21 protein-coding genes and 1 pseudogene are annotated in these 20,455 nt (G+C 34.2%); 18 read left to right on the top strand and 4 right to left on the bottom strand.

What is annotated here, in order from left to right:
* Nucleotides 1-165 precede the first annotated feature (165 nt).
* Nucleotides 166-1,107 (top strand): helix-turn-helix transcriptional regulator, encoded by a 942-nt coding sequence (locus tag CSE16_RS12540; RefSeq protein ID WP_099424216.1) that lies wholly within the window; start codon nucleotides 166-168, stop codon nucleotides 1,105-1,107.
* A 164-nt stretch (nucleotides 1,108-1,271) separates the two neighbouring features.
* A protein-coding gene (locus CSE16_RS12535) for an IS3 family transposase (RefSeq protein ID WP_371514482.1) occupies nucleotides 1,272-2,413 on the top strand; the annotation gives its coding sequence in 2 pieces (ribosomal slippage) (nucleotides 1,272-1,545 and nucleotides 1,545-2,413; 1,143 coding nt in all).
* Between the two features lie 410 nt (nucleotides 2,414-2,823).
* Here CSE16_RS12535 and CSE16_RS12530 read toward each other — a convergent pair.
* Nucleotides 2,824-3,663, bottom strand: a complete 840-nt coding sequence (locus CSE16_RS12530; RefSeq protein ID WP_157764814.1) for an ROK family protein — start codon at nucleotides 3,661-3,663, stop codon at nucleotides 2,824-2,826.
* A 508-nt stretch (nucleotides 3,664-4,171) separates the two neighbouring features.
* On the opposite strand from CSE16_RS12530, the gene CSE16_RS12525 reads away from it, so the two are divergent.
* From CSE16_RS12525 to CSE16_RS12480, 9 genes are all read left to right on the top strand, one after another.
* Entirely contained in the window at nucleotides 4,172-5,449 is a 1,278-nt protein-coding gene (locus CSE16_RS12525; RefSeq protein WP_099423704.1) for an IS110 family RNA-guided transposase, read from the top strand.
* A 541-nt stretch (nucleotides 5,450-5,990) separates the two neighbouring features.
* Nucleotides 5,991-6,455, top strand: a complete 465-nt coding sequence (locus CSE16_RS12520) for a tetratricopeptide repeat protein (protein ID WP_099424214.1) — start codon at nucleotides 5,991-5,993, stop codon at nucleotides 6,453-6,455.
* A 196-nt stretch (nucleotides 6,456-6,651) separates the two neighbouring features.
* The gene (locus tag CSE16_RS12515; RefSeq protein ID WP_099424213.1) at nucleotides 6,652-7,446 is read left to right on the top strand and encodes a serine hydrolase; all 795 of its coding nucleotides are present in this window, start codon (nucleotides 6,652-6,654) and stop codon (nucleotides 7,444-7,446) included.
* 198 nt (nucleotides 7,447-7,644) lie between these two features.
* Nucleotides 7,645-8,136, top strand: coding sequence for an NUDIX hydrolase (locus CSE16_RS12505; RefSeq protein ID WP_099425832.1), 492 nt, complete (start codon nucleotides 7,645-7,647; stop codon nucleotides 8,134-8,136).
* A gap of 158 nt (nucleotides 8,137-8,294) precedes the next feature.
* The gene (locus CSE16_RS12500) at nucleotides 8,295-9,125 is read left to right on the top strand and encodes a GNAT family N-acetyltransferase (protein ID WP_099424212.1); all 831 of its coding nucleotides are present in this window, start codon (nucleotides 8,295-8,297) and stop codon (nucleotides 9,123-9,125) included.
* Between the two features lie 369 nt (nucleotides 9,126-9,494).
* Entirely contained in the window at nucleotides 9,495-10,028 is a 534-nt protein-coding gene (locus CSE16_RS12495; RefSeq protein ID WP_099424211.1) for a hypothetical protein, read from the top strand.
* A 207-nt stretch (nucleotides 10,029-10,235) separates the two neighbouring features.
* Entirely contained in the window at nucleotides 10,236-10,670 is a 435-nt protein-coding gene (locus CSE16_RS12490; RefSeq protein ID WP_099424210.1) for a hypothetical protein, read from the top strand.
* Nucleotides 10,671-10,731: 61 nt separating this feature from the next.
* Nucleotides 10,732-10,929, top strand: coding sequence for a hypothetical protein (locus tag CSE16_RS12485; protein WP_099424209.1), 198 nt, complete (start codon nucleotides 10,732-10,734; stop codon nucleotides 10,927-10,929).
* 276 nt (nucleotides 10,930-11,205) lie between these two features.
* Nucleotides 11,206-11,874 carry a hypothetical protein gene (locus tag CSE16_RS12480; RefSeq protein WP_099424208.1) on the top strand — a complete coding sequence of 223 codons (669 nt, stop codon included), beginning with the start codon at nucleotides 11,206-11,208 and terminating at the stop codon, nucleotides 11,872-11,874.
* Between the two features lie 635 nt (nucleotides 11,875-12,509).
* Here CSE16_RS12480 and CSE16_RS12475 read toward each other — a convergent pair.
* Together CSE16_RS12475 and lepB are read right to left on the bottom strand one after the other, a co-directional pair.
* Nucleotides 12,510-12,836, bottom strand: coding sequence for a hypothetical protein (locus tag CSE16_RS12475; RefSeq protein WP_253896270.1), 327 nt, complete (start codon nucleotides 12,834-12,836; stop codon nucleotides 12,510-12,512).
* A gap of 210 nt (nucleotides 12,837-13,046) precedes the next feature.
* Complete coding sequence (lepB, locus tag CSE16_RS12470) at nucleotides 13,047-13,490, bottom strand: signal peptidase I (protein WP_371514480.1); 444 nt, start codon at nucleotides 13,488-13,490, stop codon at nucleotides 13,047-13,049.
* Between the two features lie 522 nt (nucleotides 13,491-14,012).
* Between lepB and CSE16_RS12465 the strand changes: the two genes are divergently transcribed.
* The 7 genes and pseudogenes from CSE16_RS12465 (at nucleotide 14,013) to CSE16_RS12440 (ending at nucleotide 18,882) form a co-directional block, all read left to right on the top strand.
* Nucleotides 14,013-14,342 (top strand): PadR family transcriptional regulator, encoded by a 330-nt coding sequence (locus tag CSE16_RS12465; RefSeq protein WP_172954388.1) that lies wholly within the window; start codon nucleotides 14,013-14,015, stop codon nucleotides 14,340-14,342.
* Entirely contained in the window at nucleotides 14,339-15,538 is a 1,200-nt protein-coding gene (locus CSE16_RS12460; RefSeq protein WP_099424205.1) for a DUF2812 domain-containing protein, read from the top strand. The genes CSE16_RS12465 and CSE16_RS12460 overlap by 4 nt, the downstream gene beginning before the upstream one ends.
* A 43-nt stretch (nucleotides 15,539-15,581) precedes the next feature.
* Nucleotides 15,582-15,851: pseudogene (locus tag CSE16_RS12455) on the top strand (SDR family NAD(P)-dependent oxidoreductase); the annotation flags it as partial.
* A 539-nt stretch (nucleotides 15,852-16,390) separates the two neighbouring features.
* Entirely contained in the window at nucleotides 16,391-16,567 is a 177-nt protein-coding gene (locus CSE16_RS21585) for a hypothetical protein (protein ID WP_172954387.1), read from the top strand.
* Between the two features lie 271 nt (nucleotides 16,568-16,838).
* Entirely contained in the window at nucleotides 16,839-17,471 is a 633-nt protein-coding gene (locus tag CSE16_RS12450) for a type 1 glutamine amidotransferase family protein (protein ID WP_099424203.1), read from the top strand.
* Between the two features lie 244 nt (nucleotides 17,472-17,715).
* On the top strand, nucleotides 17,716-18,204 hold the full coding sequence (locus CSE16_RS12445; protein ID WP_099424202.1) for a magnesium transporter: 489 nt from the start codon (nucleotides 17,716-17,718) through the stop codon (nucleotides 18,202-18,204).
* A gap of 132 nt (nucleotides 18,205-18,336) precedes the next feature.
* Nucleotides 18,337-18,882 (top strand): GNAT family N-acetyltransferase, encoded by a 546-nt coding sequence (locus CSE16_RS12440; RefSeq protein ID WP_099424201.1) that lies wholly within the window; start codon nucleotides 18,337-18,339, stop codon nucleotides 18,880-18,882.
* Nucleotides 18,883-19,019: 137 nt separating this feature from the next.
* Here CSE16_RS12440 and CSE16_RS12435 read toward each other — a convergent pair whose 3' ends face one another.
* Nucleotides 19,020-20,444: an anion permease gene (locus tag CSE16_RS12435; RefSeq protein ID WP_099424200.1), complete on the bottom strand. Its 1,425-nt coding sequence runs from the start codon at nucleotides 20,442-20,444 to the stop codon at nucleotides 19,020-19,022.
* Between the last annotated feature and the right edge of the window lie 11 nt (nucleotides 20,445-20,455).

Genomic DNA, 20,455 nt, shown 5'->3' with positions numbered 1-20,455 from the left:
GACACTCATGCATCATACTAGAGGGCTCCTTTTCTTTCAAGACCTCGAACATCTTTCAAACAGGAATGCTGCCCCGTTAGTAGATTTCTAGCGCCTTTTTTAATTGATAGTCTTAGTATAAGATAAAAAGGTATCAATATATGACACCTTTTATGGAGAAAATTTATGAAGAAAACCGAACGCATAAATGATTTACTTATTTTTTTGAATAATAAGAGAACATTTAATTTAAAAGATTTAATGGAGAGGTATAACATTTCAAAAAGTACAGCACTTCGAGATATTCAATCATTAGAACAAATAGGTATGCCGATATATTCGGAATTAGGTCGAAATGGAAGGTATGAGATATTAGATAGTAGTATATTGTCACCGGTTTTTTTTACTGTCGATGAAATGTATGGATTATATTTCTCTCTACTCACTTTAAATGGATACAAAACAAAGCCATTTGAAATAGAAAACATCGCACTAGAAAATAAATTTAGAAATGTATTACCTGAAAATGTGCGTAATAATATTTCAATTATGAATCAAGTACTCTCATTAGAGGTCACAAATCATAGTAATTTTAGTCCGTACTTAAAAGAAATTTTACAAGGGATTTTTACAGAAAAGGTTTATTGTTTAACCTATTCAAAAAAAGAGACAAACAAACAAATGGTCGCACAGTTTATTCGAATACACTCTAAATTTGGGCAATGGTATGCTAAAATTTTCAATATTAAAACAGAAAAGATACAAATTCTTCGATGTGATAAAATCCTCTTAATAACAGAAACTAATGATTTCAAATCTAAAAAATTGGAAGAACTATTAGATTATCTTGATAATTTTCATAAAGAACCTAATGCCATTGATTTTACTGTCATCGTTAATAAACAGGGGAAAGATATCTTTGATAAGGAAAATTACCCTTCTATGAAAATTCAAAGTGACAATGAAAATTTCATAATAACTGGCTATTTTAATAAAGCTGAGGAGGATTTTATAGCTAACTATTTTTTAAAATTTGGACAATCAATTAATTCTATTAGTCCTGTAATGTTAAAAAAATTGATCTATGATAAGGCAAAGTCCATAGAAATGCACCTAAACTCTTTATGAGTACTGTCCTTTAATTTCAAAACAACTTCTTCTTAAACTAACAGGGGCTTTACTTGAAGATCATTGAGTTGGGCACTGACCTAATAACATGAGACAAATAAAAACACCTTTCATTGAATAACGGGGACTTAAACCTGAAATAATCAATGTGGAGGTGTTTTTTTATGGGAACAAGAGTCAGTTATCCAGTAGAAGTGAAAATGAAGGCAATTGAAATGCGATTGGCTAACGTACCGGTAAAAGAAGTAATGGAAGAATTGGACATTCGAAACTATACGCAGTTGAAGCGATGGATGCATTGGTATCGAAATGGTGAAATGCACCGTCTTAAACAACCAGTTGGTAAACAATATGCTTTCGGCAAAGGACCGGAATTTGAAAGCGAGACAGCCAAGCTACAGGCAGAGAATTTGGAGTTGAAACAACAGATTGAAGTTTTAAAAAAGTACGCGGAATTGGAAGGGAAGTGGCGCCAAAAGTAGTACTTCAATTAGTTGAAGAATTAAAAGATGTTATGCCAATTGGTGAAATCTGTCGTCATTTAGGCGTAGGTCGCTCGTCATACTATCGTTGGAGAAAGGATGTGGATCAATCCACTCAAAAGGAGATTCGAGATCAGCAGATTGGCGACTTGTGCAAACAGAATAAATTTCGATATGGTTATCGAAAGATTGCTAATCTGTACCCAGGAGTTTGTAGGAAGACTGTGCAGCGTGTTATGCAAAAATATGGTTGGCAATGTAAAGTAAAGGTGAAGAAACGAAAGCGTACCGGACAGCCGGCATACGTTGCACCGAATTTATTAGCACGCGATTTTACAGCATCTAAGCCCATGGAGAAGCTAGTCACGGATATTACGTACTTGCCTTTTGGTCAATCGATGATGTATCTTTCTAGTATTCTCGATGTCTACAATGGCGAAATTGTGGCACAAACTACTGGTATCAAACAAGACACTGATTTTGTGTTGGATACGCTCTATCAATTGCCTAAGCTACCAGAAGGATGCATTCTGCATAGTGACCAAGGTTCCGTTTATACATCCTATGCTTATCAAAAAGCAGCCAAAGAAAAAGGAATTACCATGAGCATGTCCCGCAAAGGCACGCCAGCTGATAATTCCCCAATCGAATCGTTTCATTCCACGCTAAAGTCTGAAACGTTTTATCTCGACGATATCTATCGCACAACGAATGCACGTGTGATACAGATTGTCGAAGAATACATTACTTATTATAATAATATCCGTATTCAAACGAAACTAAACAGCCAATCGCCGGTTCAATACCGTCAATTGGCTGCATAAAAGGGTGTTTTATTCTTGTCTCAAAAAGGGTAGTCAGTGCCTTGCTTAAGCAGCTCTTTTTTCTTATTAAACTAACGGGGCAGGTTAGTTCAATAAGACTTTGTTAATGGGAAGGAGAGGACTAATTTATGTTATTTATGCTTTTGCTTGTCACTCCATTATTAGGGGTTTTCGGGTTTTTAAATTTTACTACTTTCTTGAAGAACCTAAATAATGGAAAAAGCATTCATAACTAAAATGGTTTTTGGAGCAGTCTTAAATACCCCTATTAGGAAAACACAAACGCCTATAATTACATAGAAGGAAGCAAATAAAAAGAGGCATTTATTTTATGGTGCACGATTACCTAACGAGTTGGCACGCGGACAATTGTGTCATTTTAGAAGTGAGACCTAAGGATACACAATCCCTTAATATTCTGGATTTAGTTTTATTTCAGCAAATTTAGCAGCTCCTAGAGCAACAATTCTTTTGGCATCAGAAGGTTCAATGATCTTACAATTATTAAACATGTCTTCTAATGTATATTGTTTAGCCGTTAAGATCGCTTGATCCATATATCCTTTAAATTTAGTACATCCTCCCCCAACAACAATGAATTCCGGATTAAATGTATGTATGACATTGCTTAATGCCAAGCCGAAGTAATACCCCCCTTGCTTAATAATATCCGTAGCAAATTTCTCGTTATTGTTTAGAGCTTTTATCAACTCATCAATACTGCAGCCTGCTTTATTAAGTATTGCCTTTCCACCTGATATACCATCTAATGTTTTAATTTCGCCATTTATAGGATAAGGACTAGATCCAATTTCTCCGGCCCAACCATCTTGACCTAACACATTTACTCCCTGTGTTCGAACTGACATTGCAAAACCTGTGCCTGCCATTATTAATGCAAAAGCTGTATTTTGACTATAAAATTGTTCCTCACAAACCATAGCGGCTTTTACATCATTTATAAAATGTGCTTTAAAGGTTTCAGTACTGAAGTACTCCGTTTTCATACCACACAAATTCTGAAGATGACTCATTTTTAATGTTTCATCTCCAACAAGTCCTACAACGCCCATACCCATTCCTTCGGGTACGAACGGTAAACGATCTATAAATTTAAAAATTTCGCTTTTTAGATACTCTGGCGTTACATCGGAACCTGTAGGCACTGTCTTATCAATATATTCACCCTCATATTCTGCCGTCATTAACATTTTTGTACTGCCGGCATCAACACCAATAATTTTATTCATCTGATTCACTCCCATATTTTATTTTCTGGATTTCAGTTTTATGCACTTGCATCTTAATAAATAAGAGTCCTTGAAATCCCTCTTAATTATTGCCACCTACAAAAAGATAAACATCAAAATGGACCGTTTGTTGAAGATTGGAAAAAAGAAAAAGCCTGAACTGTATTTAACCGAGTAATCAGCTTTTAGACCATATAAATAGATGAACAAAATAAAAGATGTTGAGAAAGCTATTGTTCCACTCAAAATATTCATAAATCTTCTCCTTTTTTCACAATGAAATTTACACCTAATAATTATTATACAGAATTTTCAGTTATTTCAGAAGAAAAAACAGTAAGCCACAGTGCGATCAAAATGTGCAGTAGAAGAAAAGGTGCTTATTCAACTAACGGGGCAGCATTCCTGTTTGAAGGATGTTCGAGGTCTTGAAAGAAAAGCAGCCCTCTAGTATGATGCATGAGTGTCAACGACCATTGACCCATCATCAAACAAGGAGGACTCCTTTATGCATTCTAAATGGAATAACAAAATTAATCAAGTTACTGAAAATACACTGGTTGTCGGCATGGATATTGCTAAGCGTATTCATTACGCATGTTTTGTCGATGAACGCGGGCGAGTAATAGAAAAAGCTTTTGCGGTACATCAATCGAAAGAAGGCTTCGAAAATTTGTATGAAAAGATCCGTCAAATGATGAAGGAAGCTAAGAAAACTGAAGTGATAATAGGGATTGAGCCTACAGGCCACTACTGGATGAACTTAGCCTATTTCTTAGATCAATACGGAATCCCACTTGTCATGGTGAATCCAATGCACGTCAAACGTTCGAAAGAACTTGATGATAATTTGCCGACTAAGAATGATAAAAAAGATGCATTAGTCATCGCACGGTTATTGAAAGATGGACGCTTTAGCTATCCACGAATATTAAAAGAAGTAGAAGCTGAACTACGGATTGGTTCTACTCTTAGATTAAAGTTAACGGAAGATCTAGCAAGTATTAAAAATCGAATCATTCGTTGGCTCGATCGATATTTTCCTGAATTCACTCAAGTCTTTCCTACTTTCGGAAAAATGGCACTTACTGCATTAGAAAGAACACCAATGCCACAGGACATTCAAGGGAAAACCGCGGAAGAACTTGTATTTTTCTACCGTCAGGTAGGGGGTATGAGAGCTCCACAACTACCAAAAGCTAAGCTACTCATTGAAAAGGCTTCAAACTCTATAGGACTGACAGAAGGACAAAAGATGGCCAAACATGAAATCGCCACACTCCTACGTCAGTTTCGCTTATTAGAAACTGAAATCGAAGCAGTGAATGACCAATTAACTGAATTGGCAAAGACAACGATGGAATATGACCTACTCGCGTCAGTACCAGGTTTAGGAGATGCGACAATTGTTGATCTACTTTCCGAAGTAGGGAGTTTTTCACTTTACGAAAATCCACGCCAACTCATTAAACTAGCGGGACTAACATTACGTGAAAACTCTTCTGGGCAACATAAGGGTCAAAAACATATATCAAAACGTGGACGTAAGAGACTTAGACATATCCTTTTCAAAGTGATTGTTCCTTTGATTCGGCATAACCTAGCATTCAAACAACTTCACGAATACTACACAACAAGGAATCAGAATCCCTTACGGGGTAAGCAATCGATGGTAGTTCTCTGTGGTAAATTACTGAAAATATTACATGGTATTTGTAAAAAGAAAGTGTATTTTAACGAGCAACTTATGATGAAAGATCTCTACTCTCTCGGAGAGGCAGCGTAAGCATTTCGATCAAAGAGCTATAGCAAAAAGGATGATACGGAGAAGCCGGCAATATCACTAAACTTAGACTATGAGTCCCCGGGGCAGCTTAGCAGGCCTCTGCCTTATGAATAGACCGAACGAAGGAATGTAAGCGCGTTGACGCTAAGAGACATGGGAGGGTACGTCGTCATAAGCATCGCAGAGATCCATTGTGCATCAAAATAATGGATAAAAAAGCTAATGATTTCCATTAGTTTTAGCGAAGCGTACGCTTTACTTGGTAATATAATCTATAAATTCAAGACTCTGTTTATCAGAGGGGAGAAAAATATTTTTCTTAAATCACGAAGTGATGGAAACCGTTGATATCTCAATGTTTATAGAGGGAGGTTAGTTGAATAAGGATTTATTATGGTACATCAAGAAAATACTGTTCATCTCTCTTCTTAAATTAACTAAAAAGATCACTATGGTATGGATAATTTTACTTTAATTGTAAATATAAACAATTTACCTTACAATAAGTTGGAGTGAAATTGATAAAATGGAGTAGATTATTATGAAAAAAAGAAATTTCATCTTTATTTTTGTAACTTTAATTTCTGTAGTTGGTTTGTATCTACTATTAGATTTGGAAAAGGATTATAGCCAGCTTTCAATTGAAGAGTTACACGATTTGGCACAAAAAGAAGACGCAGAAGTACAAGGAATGTTAGCCTACTATTATCAAGAAGGTATAAATGAAAATATTAATTATGAAGAAAGTTTAAAATGGTATTTAGAAAGTGTTAATAATGGAAATACAACAGCTATGGTCAACTTAGGTTATCTTTATGGAAATGGAATAGGTGTAGAAAAAGATTTAACAAAAGCATTTGAATTGAATTTAAAGGCTGCTAATAGTGGAGATTTAACTGGGATGTTTAACGTAGGTAAGAAATATGAGATGGGTATTGGAATAGCTAAAGATACTACGAAAGCTAATTATTGGCTGGAGAAATCCGAAGCATCAAAGGAGATATAAAATATTATTCCTGTTACAAATTTGGAACTTACAATGCTTCATTCTTGTTCAACTAACGGGGGCTTTACTTGAAAAACATTGAGTTGTATATGCAGCTCTTTTTTCTTTATTAAATTAACGCAGCAGGTTAGTTGAACAAGGACAAGTTTACAAAGAGAACAAGTGAATAGAAAATACTGTGAAGAGGGGTTTGGATATGGAGAAAATTCTTGAAAAATTACAGGAAATAGAGTCAGGTGAAGTGGGGATTATTATTTATTCTCCGGTAAAACAGGATATAGTTTTATCGTTAAATAAGGGGCTATTAGTACCTCTTGCTTCAGCGGCAAAAGTGGCGATTGCCTTTTGTATCGTAAAATTGATTGAAGAAAGACACTATAAATGGACAGACATTGTTGAAGATGTAATTTTTAATCCAAAAGAGGATAGCAACGAAGTGTATCCTCACTTTCAAAGTAGAGAAAACCTGACACTCCAGGATGCGGTGGAAGTTATGATAGCCTGTCACGATAGTTTTGTCGAAGAGAGAATTGTTCAATTTTGTGGTGGATGGGAATTGATTAACGGTAAAATAAAATCATATTTTAAAAGCATAAATATTACTCAAAATCCAAGAGACTTGGATAACAATGGTGAATTGAGTGAGATGTTAGAACTTTTACGATTAATACATCAAGGATACAAAACTAATCCTGATTTATGGATTCCAGTTATTAATGGTTTAGTTAGGCAACGAGGTGATATAGAAGGTATACCAAGCCATTTCTTAAATCATATGACTGGTGGATTAGATAATGTAGTAGTTGATATCGGGATAATAGGTGAGTTTTCTAAAAATCCGTTATTATTTGTTTTGGGTGCAAAAGAGTTACCAAATCGATTTAAAGAGAAATTAGCAGATGAAATAATTATTGATACAATGAAATTACTTTATGATGAGTATTGCAATCAGGAAGTTGAATTGGAAAGTGAAAGTCTATCTAATTCATAAAAGGCTTATTAAGCTAACGGGGGCTTTACTTCAAGAAGGAGTAAAGCCTTTTTTCTTAATAAACTAAAGAAGCAGGATAATTGAAGCATCATTATGATGGTACTTGCTCCAGTGATTGGTTTTTCAAGTGGTGCTTTACTTCTTCATATTTATGATTGGAGCTCTGGAGGAACAGGAGAAAGTGCGGTGAGGGAAGAATTGACAACCAAATATGTGAATTGGGGAGATTCAAAAGTAAAGTTAACCTGGAAGCGTAATTCACAACTGCCTCCAAGAAAGTTAATTACAAGCGTTCACGGCTTCTGTTTAAAAGAAGAAAAGCTACTTTTGGTTAATCTAAATCATAGAGGGTGGGATTTTCCAGGTGGTCATATTGAATATGAAGAAACCCCTGAAGTTTGTTTAAAGCGTGAAGCGTATGAAGAGGGGTATGTAACGGGAAGTATCATTCTTTTAGGTCATATTGTAGTTGACCATACTGAAAATCCAAAATGGGATGCAAGTAGCAATTATCCAAAGGTAGGATATCAAGTTTTCTACCGTATGGACATTGACCGATTACATGATTTTCAAGCACAGTTTGAGTCTGCTGAAAGAATTTTTATAAATCCAGGTGAAGTAATAGAATACTATCATGATTGGAATGAACTTTATCAAGAAATACTTGATTATGCTTTAGTCCTAAAGTAATTCATCTTCAACTAACGGGGGCTTTAGTGTAACAAGCATTTAGAAAATTTTCCTAAACGACGCTTAGGGTACCTTTTTTAAAGGGATTGGTATTGTATAGTCGAAATGTAATAAAACAAGAAAATAATAGAATTAATTTTAGGTGAGGAGAGTATTGAATGATTACAGAATTGAAAAAGTTGGAATTTTATAAATGCAAAGACTTGTTATATGAGCACGGGCAATTAGAAGCAAACGCAATAATTGAAGGAGTAAACCCAGGTAGAGTTTTTGTAGATGATATTAATTCGCCTATTTCTGGACTAATTTGGTTAGGTAATAATGATGGCTTTATCTTTATTGGAGATGAAAACAATGAAGCATTCAATAACGAAATAAACGCCTTTATTGATCAAATCATTACACCAGAAGCACTAAAAGTTGGATTACATTGGTTTGAAGGTGTCGGTAATCATCCAAGCTGGAATACAACAATTGAAAAATTATTGTATAGTCGTAAATTAGGCAGCTGGAATCAAAGGGTATATACGCTACAAAAGGATGATTATACATATAGCAAGGTACTTATTATTGAGAAAGGATATAAAGTTGTGACAATCTCCAAACAACTCTTTGAAAATAAAGAGAATACAATAAAAAACATTGGTTTTTTACACGCCAAAATTTTAGAGTTTTGGTCTTCTTCTGAAACATTTTTTAATAAAGGTCTAGGATACTGTATGCTTTACAAAGATGAAATTGTGAGTGTTTGTTTTTCATGCTTTGTCGTTGGAAATGTACATTGTATAAATATTGAAACTTTAGAAGAACATCAAGGAAAAAAGTTAGCTCAAAAAATAGCGCAATCTTTTGTAGAAGATTGTATAAATAATAATTTGGTTCCATATTGGGATTGTATGGAATCAAACAAGCCGTCTATTGCAGTTGCTGAAAATTTAGGATTCAAAATTGCATTTAACTATATAGGATATGAATTTCCGTTGAAGTAATCTTACTCCACTTAACAAGTGCTTTAGTTCATTAAGGGGATATAAAGTATCCAAAATAAACCTAAACAAACGGGGCAGTTTAGTTTAATAAAGGTAGCTTTTGAAGATGACAAATTAATCTATATTTTGCTGCTTTTATAATATTACTACTAGCAGGTGTATTTGGTGGACTAGGAGGTGCATTTGCATTTTTTATTATTCGTGATGACTTTGCGATTTTAGTTACTATAATTAAAAAATTTAACAGTATAAAAATGTGATTATGCAAAATTAACTTAATTTGTGAATGAATACACTTAAACTCTCGGGGGCTTTACTGCAACAAGCATTTCAAAATTATCTAAAAAGCTTTGAGAGGATACTATGTACATGATTTTAAAAAGAGGAGTAACAGGTTTTACGGCAGGAGATTTATCACTTGAACGCGATTGGGAAGCATATAAAGCCGAATTTAAAAAATGCTGTTATTTGTATGTTCAGCAGTTAAATGGCAGTATTTTGGCATGGTATGAGCCAGATATTGATTGTAACTATGCCCATGCTCATGTGAAAATCGATGGACAAGAGTTATATATTTTTCATAACCATATGTATGATTATATAGCTTTTACACGTAATTGTTATGTTGGGGGCTTAGATTTTATTGACCATTCTTTATTGAAAGCCTTGTTTGAAAATCGTTATGAGGTATTAACAGTATACCAGTTAGAAGAGCCCTTAGTACGTCAAGCTAAAGGTAGTGGTAATATCCTATTAAATGAAGATGTACTTAATGATGTTGATCTTCGTCATAGCGATAATATCCTTTTGAATGAAAATGAACTTAATGATGTTGAAATTGGTTTTATGAATTATTTTTGGTCACGAACGGTAGGAGATTTAGTGTTTAATTATTGGGATTAATAAAGTATACAACTTGATTCGAACACAAAATTTAGTTAGCTGAAATTAAACAATAGATACTTCACAAACTGGGGCTTTACTTGAAAATCGTTGAGTTGGCGGCTCTTTTTTCTTATTCAACTAACGAGGCAGGTTAGTTGAATAAGGAAACTTACTATTACAGTTCACCATATAGAAGATATAGCTCAAGAAGGGAAAGTGAGAATAGTGGAACAATTCAACATAAATGGACAGATTGTTAAAGTAGACGTTCAGAAAACAAAAGCGTTGTATGAAAAACTACCACTAATTTCTGATAAAGAGCATTGTGGATGCCCTGAATGCGCTTATTATACAAAGGTAATCGTTCACACATCTCCAGCAATTCAACTGTTTTTTGAACAGTTTGGCATAGATCCAAGAAAAGAAGCAGAAGTATGGAGAGCTTGTGAAAATGATAATGGTACATATTATTATATAGCAGATTATCATTTTATCGGAGAGATTCAAGATGTCCCAGAATTAGACTGGATTGATGTTGAGGAAGCATCCTTTGGTTTGACAAATCGTATAGGAGAATTGCCGTCTCCGATGATTCCAGAAACATTTTCATCCCCCATTATTGAAATGATTGTAAAAATTAATCTACGTTCTGATATTTAGTTATTGAACTAACGCAGCAGTTTAGTACAAGATTATAATTGATTATTGGGAGGTTCTTTTGTTGTTAGAGATTGAGAAAGTGAAGGAAAGGATTCAACAATTAAGTGAATCAGAAGCTAAAACTCTTTTACTAATTACGTATGCAAGACTGGATACCGCTATAAATGGAAGTGGCGGAGATGAATTTATCCAACAAACGGTAAGGGATTTATATGATTTTTATTTCAAAATTCCAGAGAGTAAAGATTTGAAAAAATAATAAATCTTTATTGCTTAATGGAGTTGACTACTTCCGTGAAGTGGCGTTATGTTATCCTGTTGTGAATAGAACATACAAAGCCGCTATCGAATCGCTGGTTTATGGATGGAGATAAACGCATTTTTTCATGAATACAACCCCTTTTAGTTTTTATATTGTTTTCTTTCAAAATTATCTCATGGCGTGGAGAGTATGCAATTAATGAAGAACGTTTGGAGAAATATTTCGGGGAATATAGTAAATAAAATTTAGATTAGGAGAAAAGGAGAAGTACTTATGAATCGGATTTATTTTAAAGACAACCCGTGGCCTAGTGGACATGGCATTAAGGAGTTTGAATGGCTCGCTAGGTTGAATCCTGATAGTGGGATTTGGTTCGACTTGCATTTGAAATCAGCAGACTATTACGAAGAGGACTCAGAGGATATTGAGGAGGACGACATACCTGAAGATACACACAGTTGGCTTCACAAAGGGGTATGGAATAACTACCATCAAGCGATAATATCCTCCACATATTGGGGGAATAAAGGATTTTTGGCTGGAACAGAAATGAATAAACTAGATTTTTATAATAACAAAACAACGACATTTCAAGTAGAAATGTTACCAGTGGAGTCAAATGAGAGTTTTGACGACAGCGCTTTCGGAATTTATTTATTGGGTCATGACGCTGTCGCTGGTCATCATATTCGCTTTGAAAAGGATCAAAGTATTTCAGCCTTTACCGTGCATTGGACTGGTCAGATTGCATTAAACTATTCTGGAGAAATTGATTATGATTATGAGTTTGATGCGACAATTTCAAATGTAGCCTTTGGTGGAATTGAACTACCTAAGGGATGTAGTATTGACGAGGGACATCGTTTATTGGAAAAATACGTTTCAGATATAAACTCATTTGAATGGTCTCCGGAACAGCATAAATTTTTGATGCGAAAGTAGTTGAACATTAAAATTGAAATCGATGAAGGAGCGGAATTATCTACTTTTTGTAAATGTTGATGATTCCGCTCTTCATGTCGTTTAAGGCTTGCATTGAAATGGTCTGCTTTCTTAAAAGTGATAGATTCGGCTTAATGGTACTTTGAAATAAAGATTGATTGTTTATAAAAAAGATTGTTAATTTATAATTAATATTGACAAAATTCTCTCATTAGCTGTTTTTCTTTGAGATGAGTTTTTAGTTGGATAATTATGTTAAAGTAGATGTTTATCTTGTGAAGAAATGTACTTAAACTAACGGGGCAGGTTAGTTCAATAGCGTTCTTTAACTTGTGTTCAACAATCGGGCCATATTGTTTAATAACATTTTCGACGATAAGAAATATGTTATACGAGTTTTTATGCAAATAAATGAACAAGCCCTGCAATTATAAATGCAGCTACTTCAACTGTTTATGCTACCTGTATAAAAAGTTGTATAAAAAATTTACTCTAAAAAAGAGACAAACGCTGTTACATCAACGTTTGTCTCTCTTTTTGGCGCTCCCAAACTTGCGTTTGGGAACGTTATTCGGTTTATTTTTGTATGTTTTATAAATCATTGCTGCACTATAAGCTCCGTCTTATTTTTTTGCTTAGAATGGATTTCCCCCTTTTATAAAAGGGATAAAGACTACATAATTTGAACCAATAAAAAGAAGCCAAAAGATTACCGATGTAAGTCGCTGTTTAAAGAGATTATTTCCCTTAAAAATAAACAAACCAAAAATCAATGTGTATAATACAAATAAAATATAAGCAACTCCAAACCAATTTACCCATACGTTTCCAGTGAATGAGATTCCATAGTTCTCATAAATAGGTCTTAAAATATAAAGCGTGAAAAGTAAACCAATTAATAAAGTTACAATGATTTCAATCAATATAAGTACAATTTTTTTCAATTCTTCCAAAGAAATCACCCCATATCGAATATCTCTTAATGATACTTTATTCAATATTTGCAAAGATATATCCTTCGCAGTTCATAAGCAGCCAAAACAACCTCATTCAATTGAAAGAGGTTGTTGGTTCCCTAACTTTCATTTGGGAACGTTTATAAGGTTTAGTTTGTATGCTTTATAAATCCTTGTAACACTAACCATCTAACTTATCGGCTCCGAAAAATACGGTTATTTAACAATACCGATACTATCAAGTGGATAAAATCTAATATTGACTTTTCCTATTACCTTTTCCATTGGTACTAATCCCACGCTAGGATATCTACTATCAACACTATTTCTACGATTATCACCTAAAACAAAAAAATAGCCTTCTGGTATTGTTGAATAATCTGTTAAAGACTGTAAAGTGAAATCTTGTGTTAGTGTACCATTGTCTAGCAATTGTTCTTTATACAAGTCTAAATATGATTCTTCTAAAGCTTCGTCGTTTATATAAAGCGTGTCATTCTCATAAGCAATATGGTCTCCTGGTAATCCTATGACACGTTTAATATAAATCTCACCAATAGGGGTTTCGAATACGATAACATCAAATCTTTCGATACCAGAAATTTTCTTACCAATTTTATTTACTATAACTATGTCTCCATCTTCATATGTGGGCATCATTGAAGCACCATCTACTAAAATTGGTGAAAAAATAAAACGTTATCGTAGCAATAACAAAAACACATGCTACCGCAGTAGACTTAATCCAGTCTAATAATTCTTTTATCTTTGAGTTATCCAAAACAATATCACTCCTTTATTTACCATTTAATTAATTATAAACTATTAATCTCACTTGTGTGATTATGCTTGTTATTTGAATTATAAAAGTTACCAAAGCGTTGTTTGGGAATATAGTTTTTCATAACCTTGTGAACGCATAAAAATAATGGCATTCGTTATTCAAAATAAAGAGATTCATTTTTATCACAAACCATCTAAACATTCGCTTAATTTTCCCAAATAATCACTGATATAAATATTACCTTATTTTTAATAAACATCCAATATGTGGGTTGTTTTCTATTGTTATATATGTCGCATCGTGATATAGTCGTAACAAGACATATCTACTTGCGAAATATTTATGTGCTACTTTAATTTGAAAAATATATAAAAGTAAAACCAACTGAGGTGGTCATTTTGGACATTAATAAAGTCTTAAAAAAATACGTTCCTATGACAGAAACCGCGTTTTATATCCTTCTATCCTTAACAAAACCGCGCCACGGATATGGAATTGTCAAACATGTAGAAGAAATTTCAGGATTACGAGTTCGATTAGGATCTGGTACCGTTTATGGCACTCTGACAAAAATGCAAAAAGATGGGGTTATAACTGTATTTGCAGATGAAGAAAGAAAAACAGTTTATGAGGTTACTGAAATTGGAAAAAAATTAATGGTTGCCGAGATTAATCGCCTTGAAGAGCTGCATCAAAATGCAATTAAATACGAGGAGGATTTCTTATGATGAAAGTATTTAGACCATTCTGGAGCTATGACGTAAAAAAAACTGAAGTATGGCTTTCTGACATGGCAAAAAATGGTTACTTATTAGTGGGATTGAATCGATGGACACGTTACTTTTTCTTTCGTGAAAGTCAGTCGGAAAATATAACATATAGAATAGGTTACGATAAAATGCAAGGTGCTTCATTGTCTAATTCTTTAGTAGATGAAGGTTGGGAAAAGGTTATACAGAGTGGGAACTGGTATGTAATATCGAATGAAAAGCCTCTTCTACAAATAAAAACCACATCCGTTCGTGAAGGTATTATTAAACGTAATAAGATAATTATGTACATTTTTAGTGCTATTTTAATTTATTTTACATGTATTGCTATATTTAATCTCACTATAATAAGCTTTACTTTGTTTCAAAATGAACCTGTTGAAGTTGTCGAAAGTCCTATGTGGATTTTAACCTATTCTTTATTAGGATTAGCTGTAGCAATATTTGTTCTTGCTATCTATTCAGTTCTTAAAATTAAGAAAACAAACAAATATTTGATTAGTGACAAATCAAACAAACTTCAAGGCGTAAAGCATACTGAAGGAAGACTAAGTAAAGAAAAAGAAAAGCAGTTGAAACGTACTGGCCAAATGGTTGTCAAAAGAAAGCTTGGGTGGATGTATTCTCCTGATAGACTTGAAAAATGGCTCGAAACAATGGAGGAACTTGGGTATAACCTTTACCGAGTAAGTAGAACAGGAACAACTTTCTATTTTATCATTGGTACCCCTCGTAAGGTAAGCTACTGTGCTGATTATCAAAACATCTCTGATGAAAGCTATTACGACATGCACAGAGATGCTGGATGGAATAGTGTTTTTATTTCCTACTCCTCTTTACAAAAGTGGACGATATGGAGCCAAGAATATTCAGAAGCCGAGGAAAGACCCCAAATCTATAGTGACCAATCATATCACTTAAAACAGGCTAGAAGGGTAGCAATCGCATATACAATTTTGTTTCTACCTTTGACCATCATGTATATTTTAAATTTAGGGTTATTCATTGGTGGGATGTTTAATAACGGCACAACGACATTGAATATACTAAACACTGTTATGTTTTTATTCTGTATTCTTATTTTTGGTTCATTCACAGTAAGAACTTGGCTGTATTACTTGCGACTTAAAAAGCGTTATGACTTTCAATTTTAGCTAGGGCTTTTTATTAAAAAGCTAAGGTGATGCGGCGCTAGAATTAGCCCGTCACAACATTCGTGTAAATGCAATTTTTCCAGGACTTGTATCAACACCTCTTACAGCTGGATTAACACACGAAGAAGCGATTCAAGAAGCCTACATGGAACGTATTCCAATGAAACGTGCTGCCGATCCAGAGGAAGTGGCTGGTCCTGCGCTATTATTAGTAAGTGATGATGCATCGTATGTTAATGGTGCAAGTTTAATCGTTGATGGTGCATGGGCAACGAGTGGTTATCCAGATTTGAGTAAGCATTTAAAATATTAAAACTATGGGAAGATAGTTAGAGCAAAGATATTTACCTTTACCCTAAAGAAAAGACCATCCTTCAATGCAAGGATGGTCTTTTCACTTGCCGTTACAGAAATTACGGTGAACCTTATAATTAGAATCATAAGTTTTCATAGAAAAATAGTGAAGGTCATTGAACTAAAGAAGAGAAGAACGATAGTTGAACATTAAAGGGTAGCCGACGTTGTGGGCTACCCTTTCACGTCAATAAGATTGATACTCCTGTGGAAATTTTAAAAGCTCAAAACCCCAAAAAGAGCAAAACAAAATAGACCCAGTAAAAACGAATTATTAAAAAAAGCGGAGCCTTATGAGTGATCGGATTGAGATTGGTATATCAATAAATAAAAACCTCATAAGACATTGTGAAAGAATATACTTCAACTAACGGGGGCTTTACTTGAAGATCATTGAGTTGCATAGGCAGCTTTTTTTTTTGAACTAATGGAGCAGGATAGTTAAACAAAGAGGTTGTATTATTATGGTAAAATTGATTAAAAGGAAGGGCTTTCAAAATGAATTTTTCTGGGGATACGGTAGGTTTGGTAGGAGCGTTGTTTACATTAATACCAATTTTGTTAGTAGCTTTAGTATTAAGATGGGTTAGAATCATTCGAGTGAATAGTGAAATTCAAATTGAACAAAACAAAGAAATTATTTCTTTACTTAAAGAAATAACTAAGAAAAATTAAGTGTGACAAAAAGCGATTCATAGATTGGTGATTTCAGAAGTAGTGCAGTTGCCTTTATCACTAACGGGGGCTTTTCTTGAAAATCATTGAGTTGCATATGCAGCTCTTTTTTCTTATTGGTCTAACGGAGCAGTTTAGTTGAGAAAGAAATAGATTATTAGTTAATTGTGGTATATAATTACATTTTGAAGAACATATGTTCTTTTGGGAGTGGTAGATTTTAATGTAGAAAAGAATAAACTATGAAAATTTGATAGGAGGGTGTTAGTGGATGCAAATAAAAAAGGTTTATCTTTATGTATTTAATACAATGTCAGACTGGGAATATGGATATTTAATTGCTGAATTAAACTCAGGAAGATACTTCAAAAAGGATTTAGCTCCTTTAAAAGTAATTACAGTAGGATCGAATAAAGAAATTATTACTACAATGGGGGGACTGAGTATAAAACCAGATATTTCTCTTGATGAATGTAACTTTGATAGTAATGATCTTGTAATTCTGCCTGGGGGGAATACTTGGGGAGAAGATATTCATCACACTATCTTGAAAGAAATCGGTGAGGCTTTAAAACTTGGCACTATTGTTGCTGCTATATGTGGTGCAACTGAGGGACTAGCGAATATGGGATATCTAGATTCTAGAAAGCACACTAGTAATAGCTTAGAGTATATTAAAATGGTCTGTCCTAATTATAAAGGGGAAAATTTGTATGAGATAGAATCTGTGGTAGTTGGTGGAAATTTGATTACTGCATCAGGAGTAGCTCCTTTGGAATTTGCGATGGAAGTACTGAAAAAATTAGATGTACTTGCACCAGATACATTACATTCGTGGTATAGCCTAAATAAGACTCACAAGCTTGAATACTTCTTCCAGTTAATGAACTCAATAAATAAATGAGTTTTAAAATTATATTGGTAGTTTTATTTTACTTGAAATAATCTCCATACTCTGTGTGGTGGCAAAGTGTAGTTTTTGTTCATTATTTAAAAATTTTAGATAAGTTAATAGAGCTTGTGAATGATTACACTTAAACTAACGGAGCTTTACTTGAAGATCATTGAGGTGCATATGCAACTCCTTTTTTCTTATTGAACTAACGAAGCAGGATAATTTAATAAGGATTGATTTAGGAGGTGGTTAAATGAGTTTTTGTTCATTTATAGCAACAAATTATGAAATGCCAGAAGTAGAAACAAAAGCGAAGTATATTACTGTTAAGGAAGCTATAGAATTAGAAATAAAACCACATGAGTTGGTACCTTGGGAGAAGATGGACCCTAATAGCAAAATATTATTTGTTGAAAATGAAGATGACTTAAATGAATTGGTCATTAAAAAGGACGCTTACTATGATGTAAGTGGATATACAAGTTATCCATTCATTTATGAAGTGAATTTTATCTATTCGGAATTGAGGGCAAAGCAATTACTGGAGTACCTAAAAGAAAATATTAGAGAAGGACAGATTTTAGAACTATGGAAAGTATGGATTGGTCTTGACGATAATGAAATAAATATACCGTATATTAGATGTTACTATGAAGAATTATCTCTAAATCACCTGGTGAAACTGTACAATTGGAACTATGAAAAATTTAAAGAACAATATTGTATAATATTAGAAAGATAAAAATATAAATAATTCTTATTGAACTAAAGCTGCAGGTTAGTGCAATAAGAATTTACATTAAAAGAGTAATATACATCATACTCTATTATTAAATTGAATAAAATGGTTGTAAAAAGAAATTGGAGGGGTACTATGAAGCTAGTAGGGGAACAAATTTATCTCCGACTTTACAAAATTTCTGACTCCAGCGAGTTAGCAAGCTTGCATTATAGAAATCGCGAATTTTTTCAACGAGTTAGCCCATTAATTCCAGAAGCCTTTTATACAGAGGAATTTCAAAAACAACGCCTTCAACAGGCATTGAAAAAGTCAGATGAAGGGCAATTATATCCCTTTGGAATCTTTTTAAAAGCAACTGATAAACTTATCGGAGACATTTCATTAACTCAAATTTCAAGGGGAGACCTACAAAGCTGTTATACGGGATTTACTTTAGATAAGGGGTATAATGGAAAGGGCTATACAACGGAAGCTCTTAAACTTGTTGTAGACTTTGCTTTTAAAGAATTAAAACTCCATAGAATTGAGGCAGGAGCTATGCCTGACAACATAGCATCTATTCGTGTATTAGAAAAAGTAGGGTTTGAAAAAGAAGGTATAGCTAAAGGAAATCTGAAGATTAATGGCAAATGGACAGATCATCAAATATTGGCTATCATCAACAGCTTGGATGTGTAAGCTCTTTTCACTTCATTATGGAAATCCAAGGCTATGGGATTTGGCGAAGCAGGAAGAGACTCTAAATTAGGAAAAAAATTTACTTGAGCACGGCTAAAAAGCCTTTTTATCCTTGTGTAGCCGTGCTCAAATCTATCTTACCAATAGCCAAGTAGCTTCCACCATAAGCCGCCGATTATAACAAAAATGAGAATCGTAACGATAGAGACAATAAAGCCTACCGTCCACCATTTTTTCTGTTCAATATAACCTGCGCCAAAGAATACAGGAGCAGGACCAGAACCGTAATGAGTTGTGGCACCAAATAAATTACTGAATGCTGCTAATAGGATTACCGAAAGCATGGCTGGTGCTCCCGCTTGAAGCATAACAGATAGAAACGCGGCATACATGGCACTAATATGCGCTGTAGAACTTGCAAAGAAATAGTGTGAATAGAAATAGACAAGTGCTAATATCAATACCGCAAACATCCAATTATAGCCAGACACAAACGAACTGACCTCTTTACTAAACCACGGAATCAGTCCAAGCTTGTTCATGTAAGAGGCCATCATAAAGAGCGTCGCAAACCAAACAAGCGTATCCCAGGCTCCTTGTTCATTTTTAATATCTGACCATGTTAGTACTTCTAATAATAAAAGTAAGGAAAGCCCTATTAAAGCAGCAGTTGTGGCACCAATGCCTAAAGAATCCCCACCAATCCAAAGTCCTAAAACAACAATAAACACGGCAATCATGCGTTTCTCAGAGCTTTTTAATGGCCCAAACTCATCTAATTTCTCTTTGGCAATTCGACTTGCTTCTGGAGTTTGTTTAATCTCTGGAGGAAAAATCTTATAGATAATAAATGGAACAACAATCAATGCTACTAATCCTGGAACAATCATAGCAGTTGCCCACCCAAACCACGTTATTGTTACACCAGCCGTATCACTCGCTAGCTTAGCAATTAAAGGATTGGCTGCCATAGCTGTCATAAACATAGCAGATGTAATCAAGTTCCCTTGAAATCCTACCGTCAAAAGAAAGGCTCCCATTTTACGTTCTGTACCATCTTCTGGTTTAGAACCAAATGTACGTGATAAGGATTGGATAATAGGAAAAATCACACCACCTGCACGTGCCGTATTACTCGGAATAGCAGGTGCCAAAATTAAATCACTTAGCAATAAAGAATACGACAAGCTTAACGTTTTCTTCCCAAATAACCGAACAAATACATAAGCTATACGTTCACCTAACCCCGTCTTAATAAATCCACGCGAAATAAAGAACGCAATAACGATAAGCCAAATCGTCGAATTACCAAACCCACTTAGCGTTTCTTCAATTGTTAGCGTGTTAGTCACCGCGATCACTGCCATAGCAATAATTGAAATAGCTCCCATAGGTAATGGTTTTGAAATAAAACCGACAATTGTCGCAACAAATACAGCAAACAAATGCCATGCACTTTCTTCTACTCCAGCAGGTGCCGGTATAAACCAAATAATAATACCAATTGCAATGGTAATGAAGAAAGGAATCCATTTTATCGTACTTCCTGATGTTTCTTTCATGCCAACAAACT

This window comes from Solibacillus sp. R5-41 (assembly GCF_002736105.1).
Lineage (GTDB): Bacteria > Bacillota > Bacilli > Bacillales_A > Planococcaceae > Solibacillus.
Note: the sequence above shows the minus strand (reverse complement) of the source record. Positions and strands in the feature narration are given on the sequence as shown.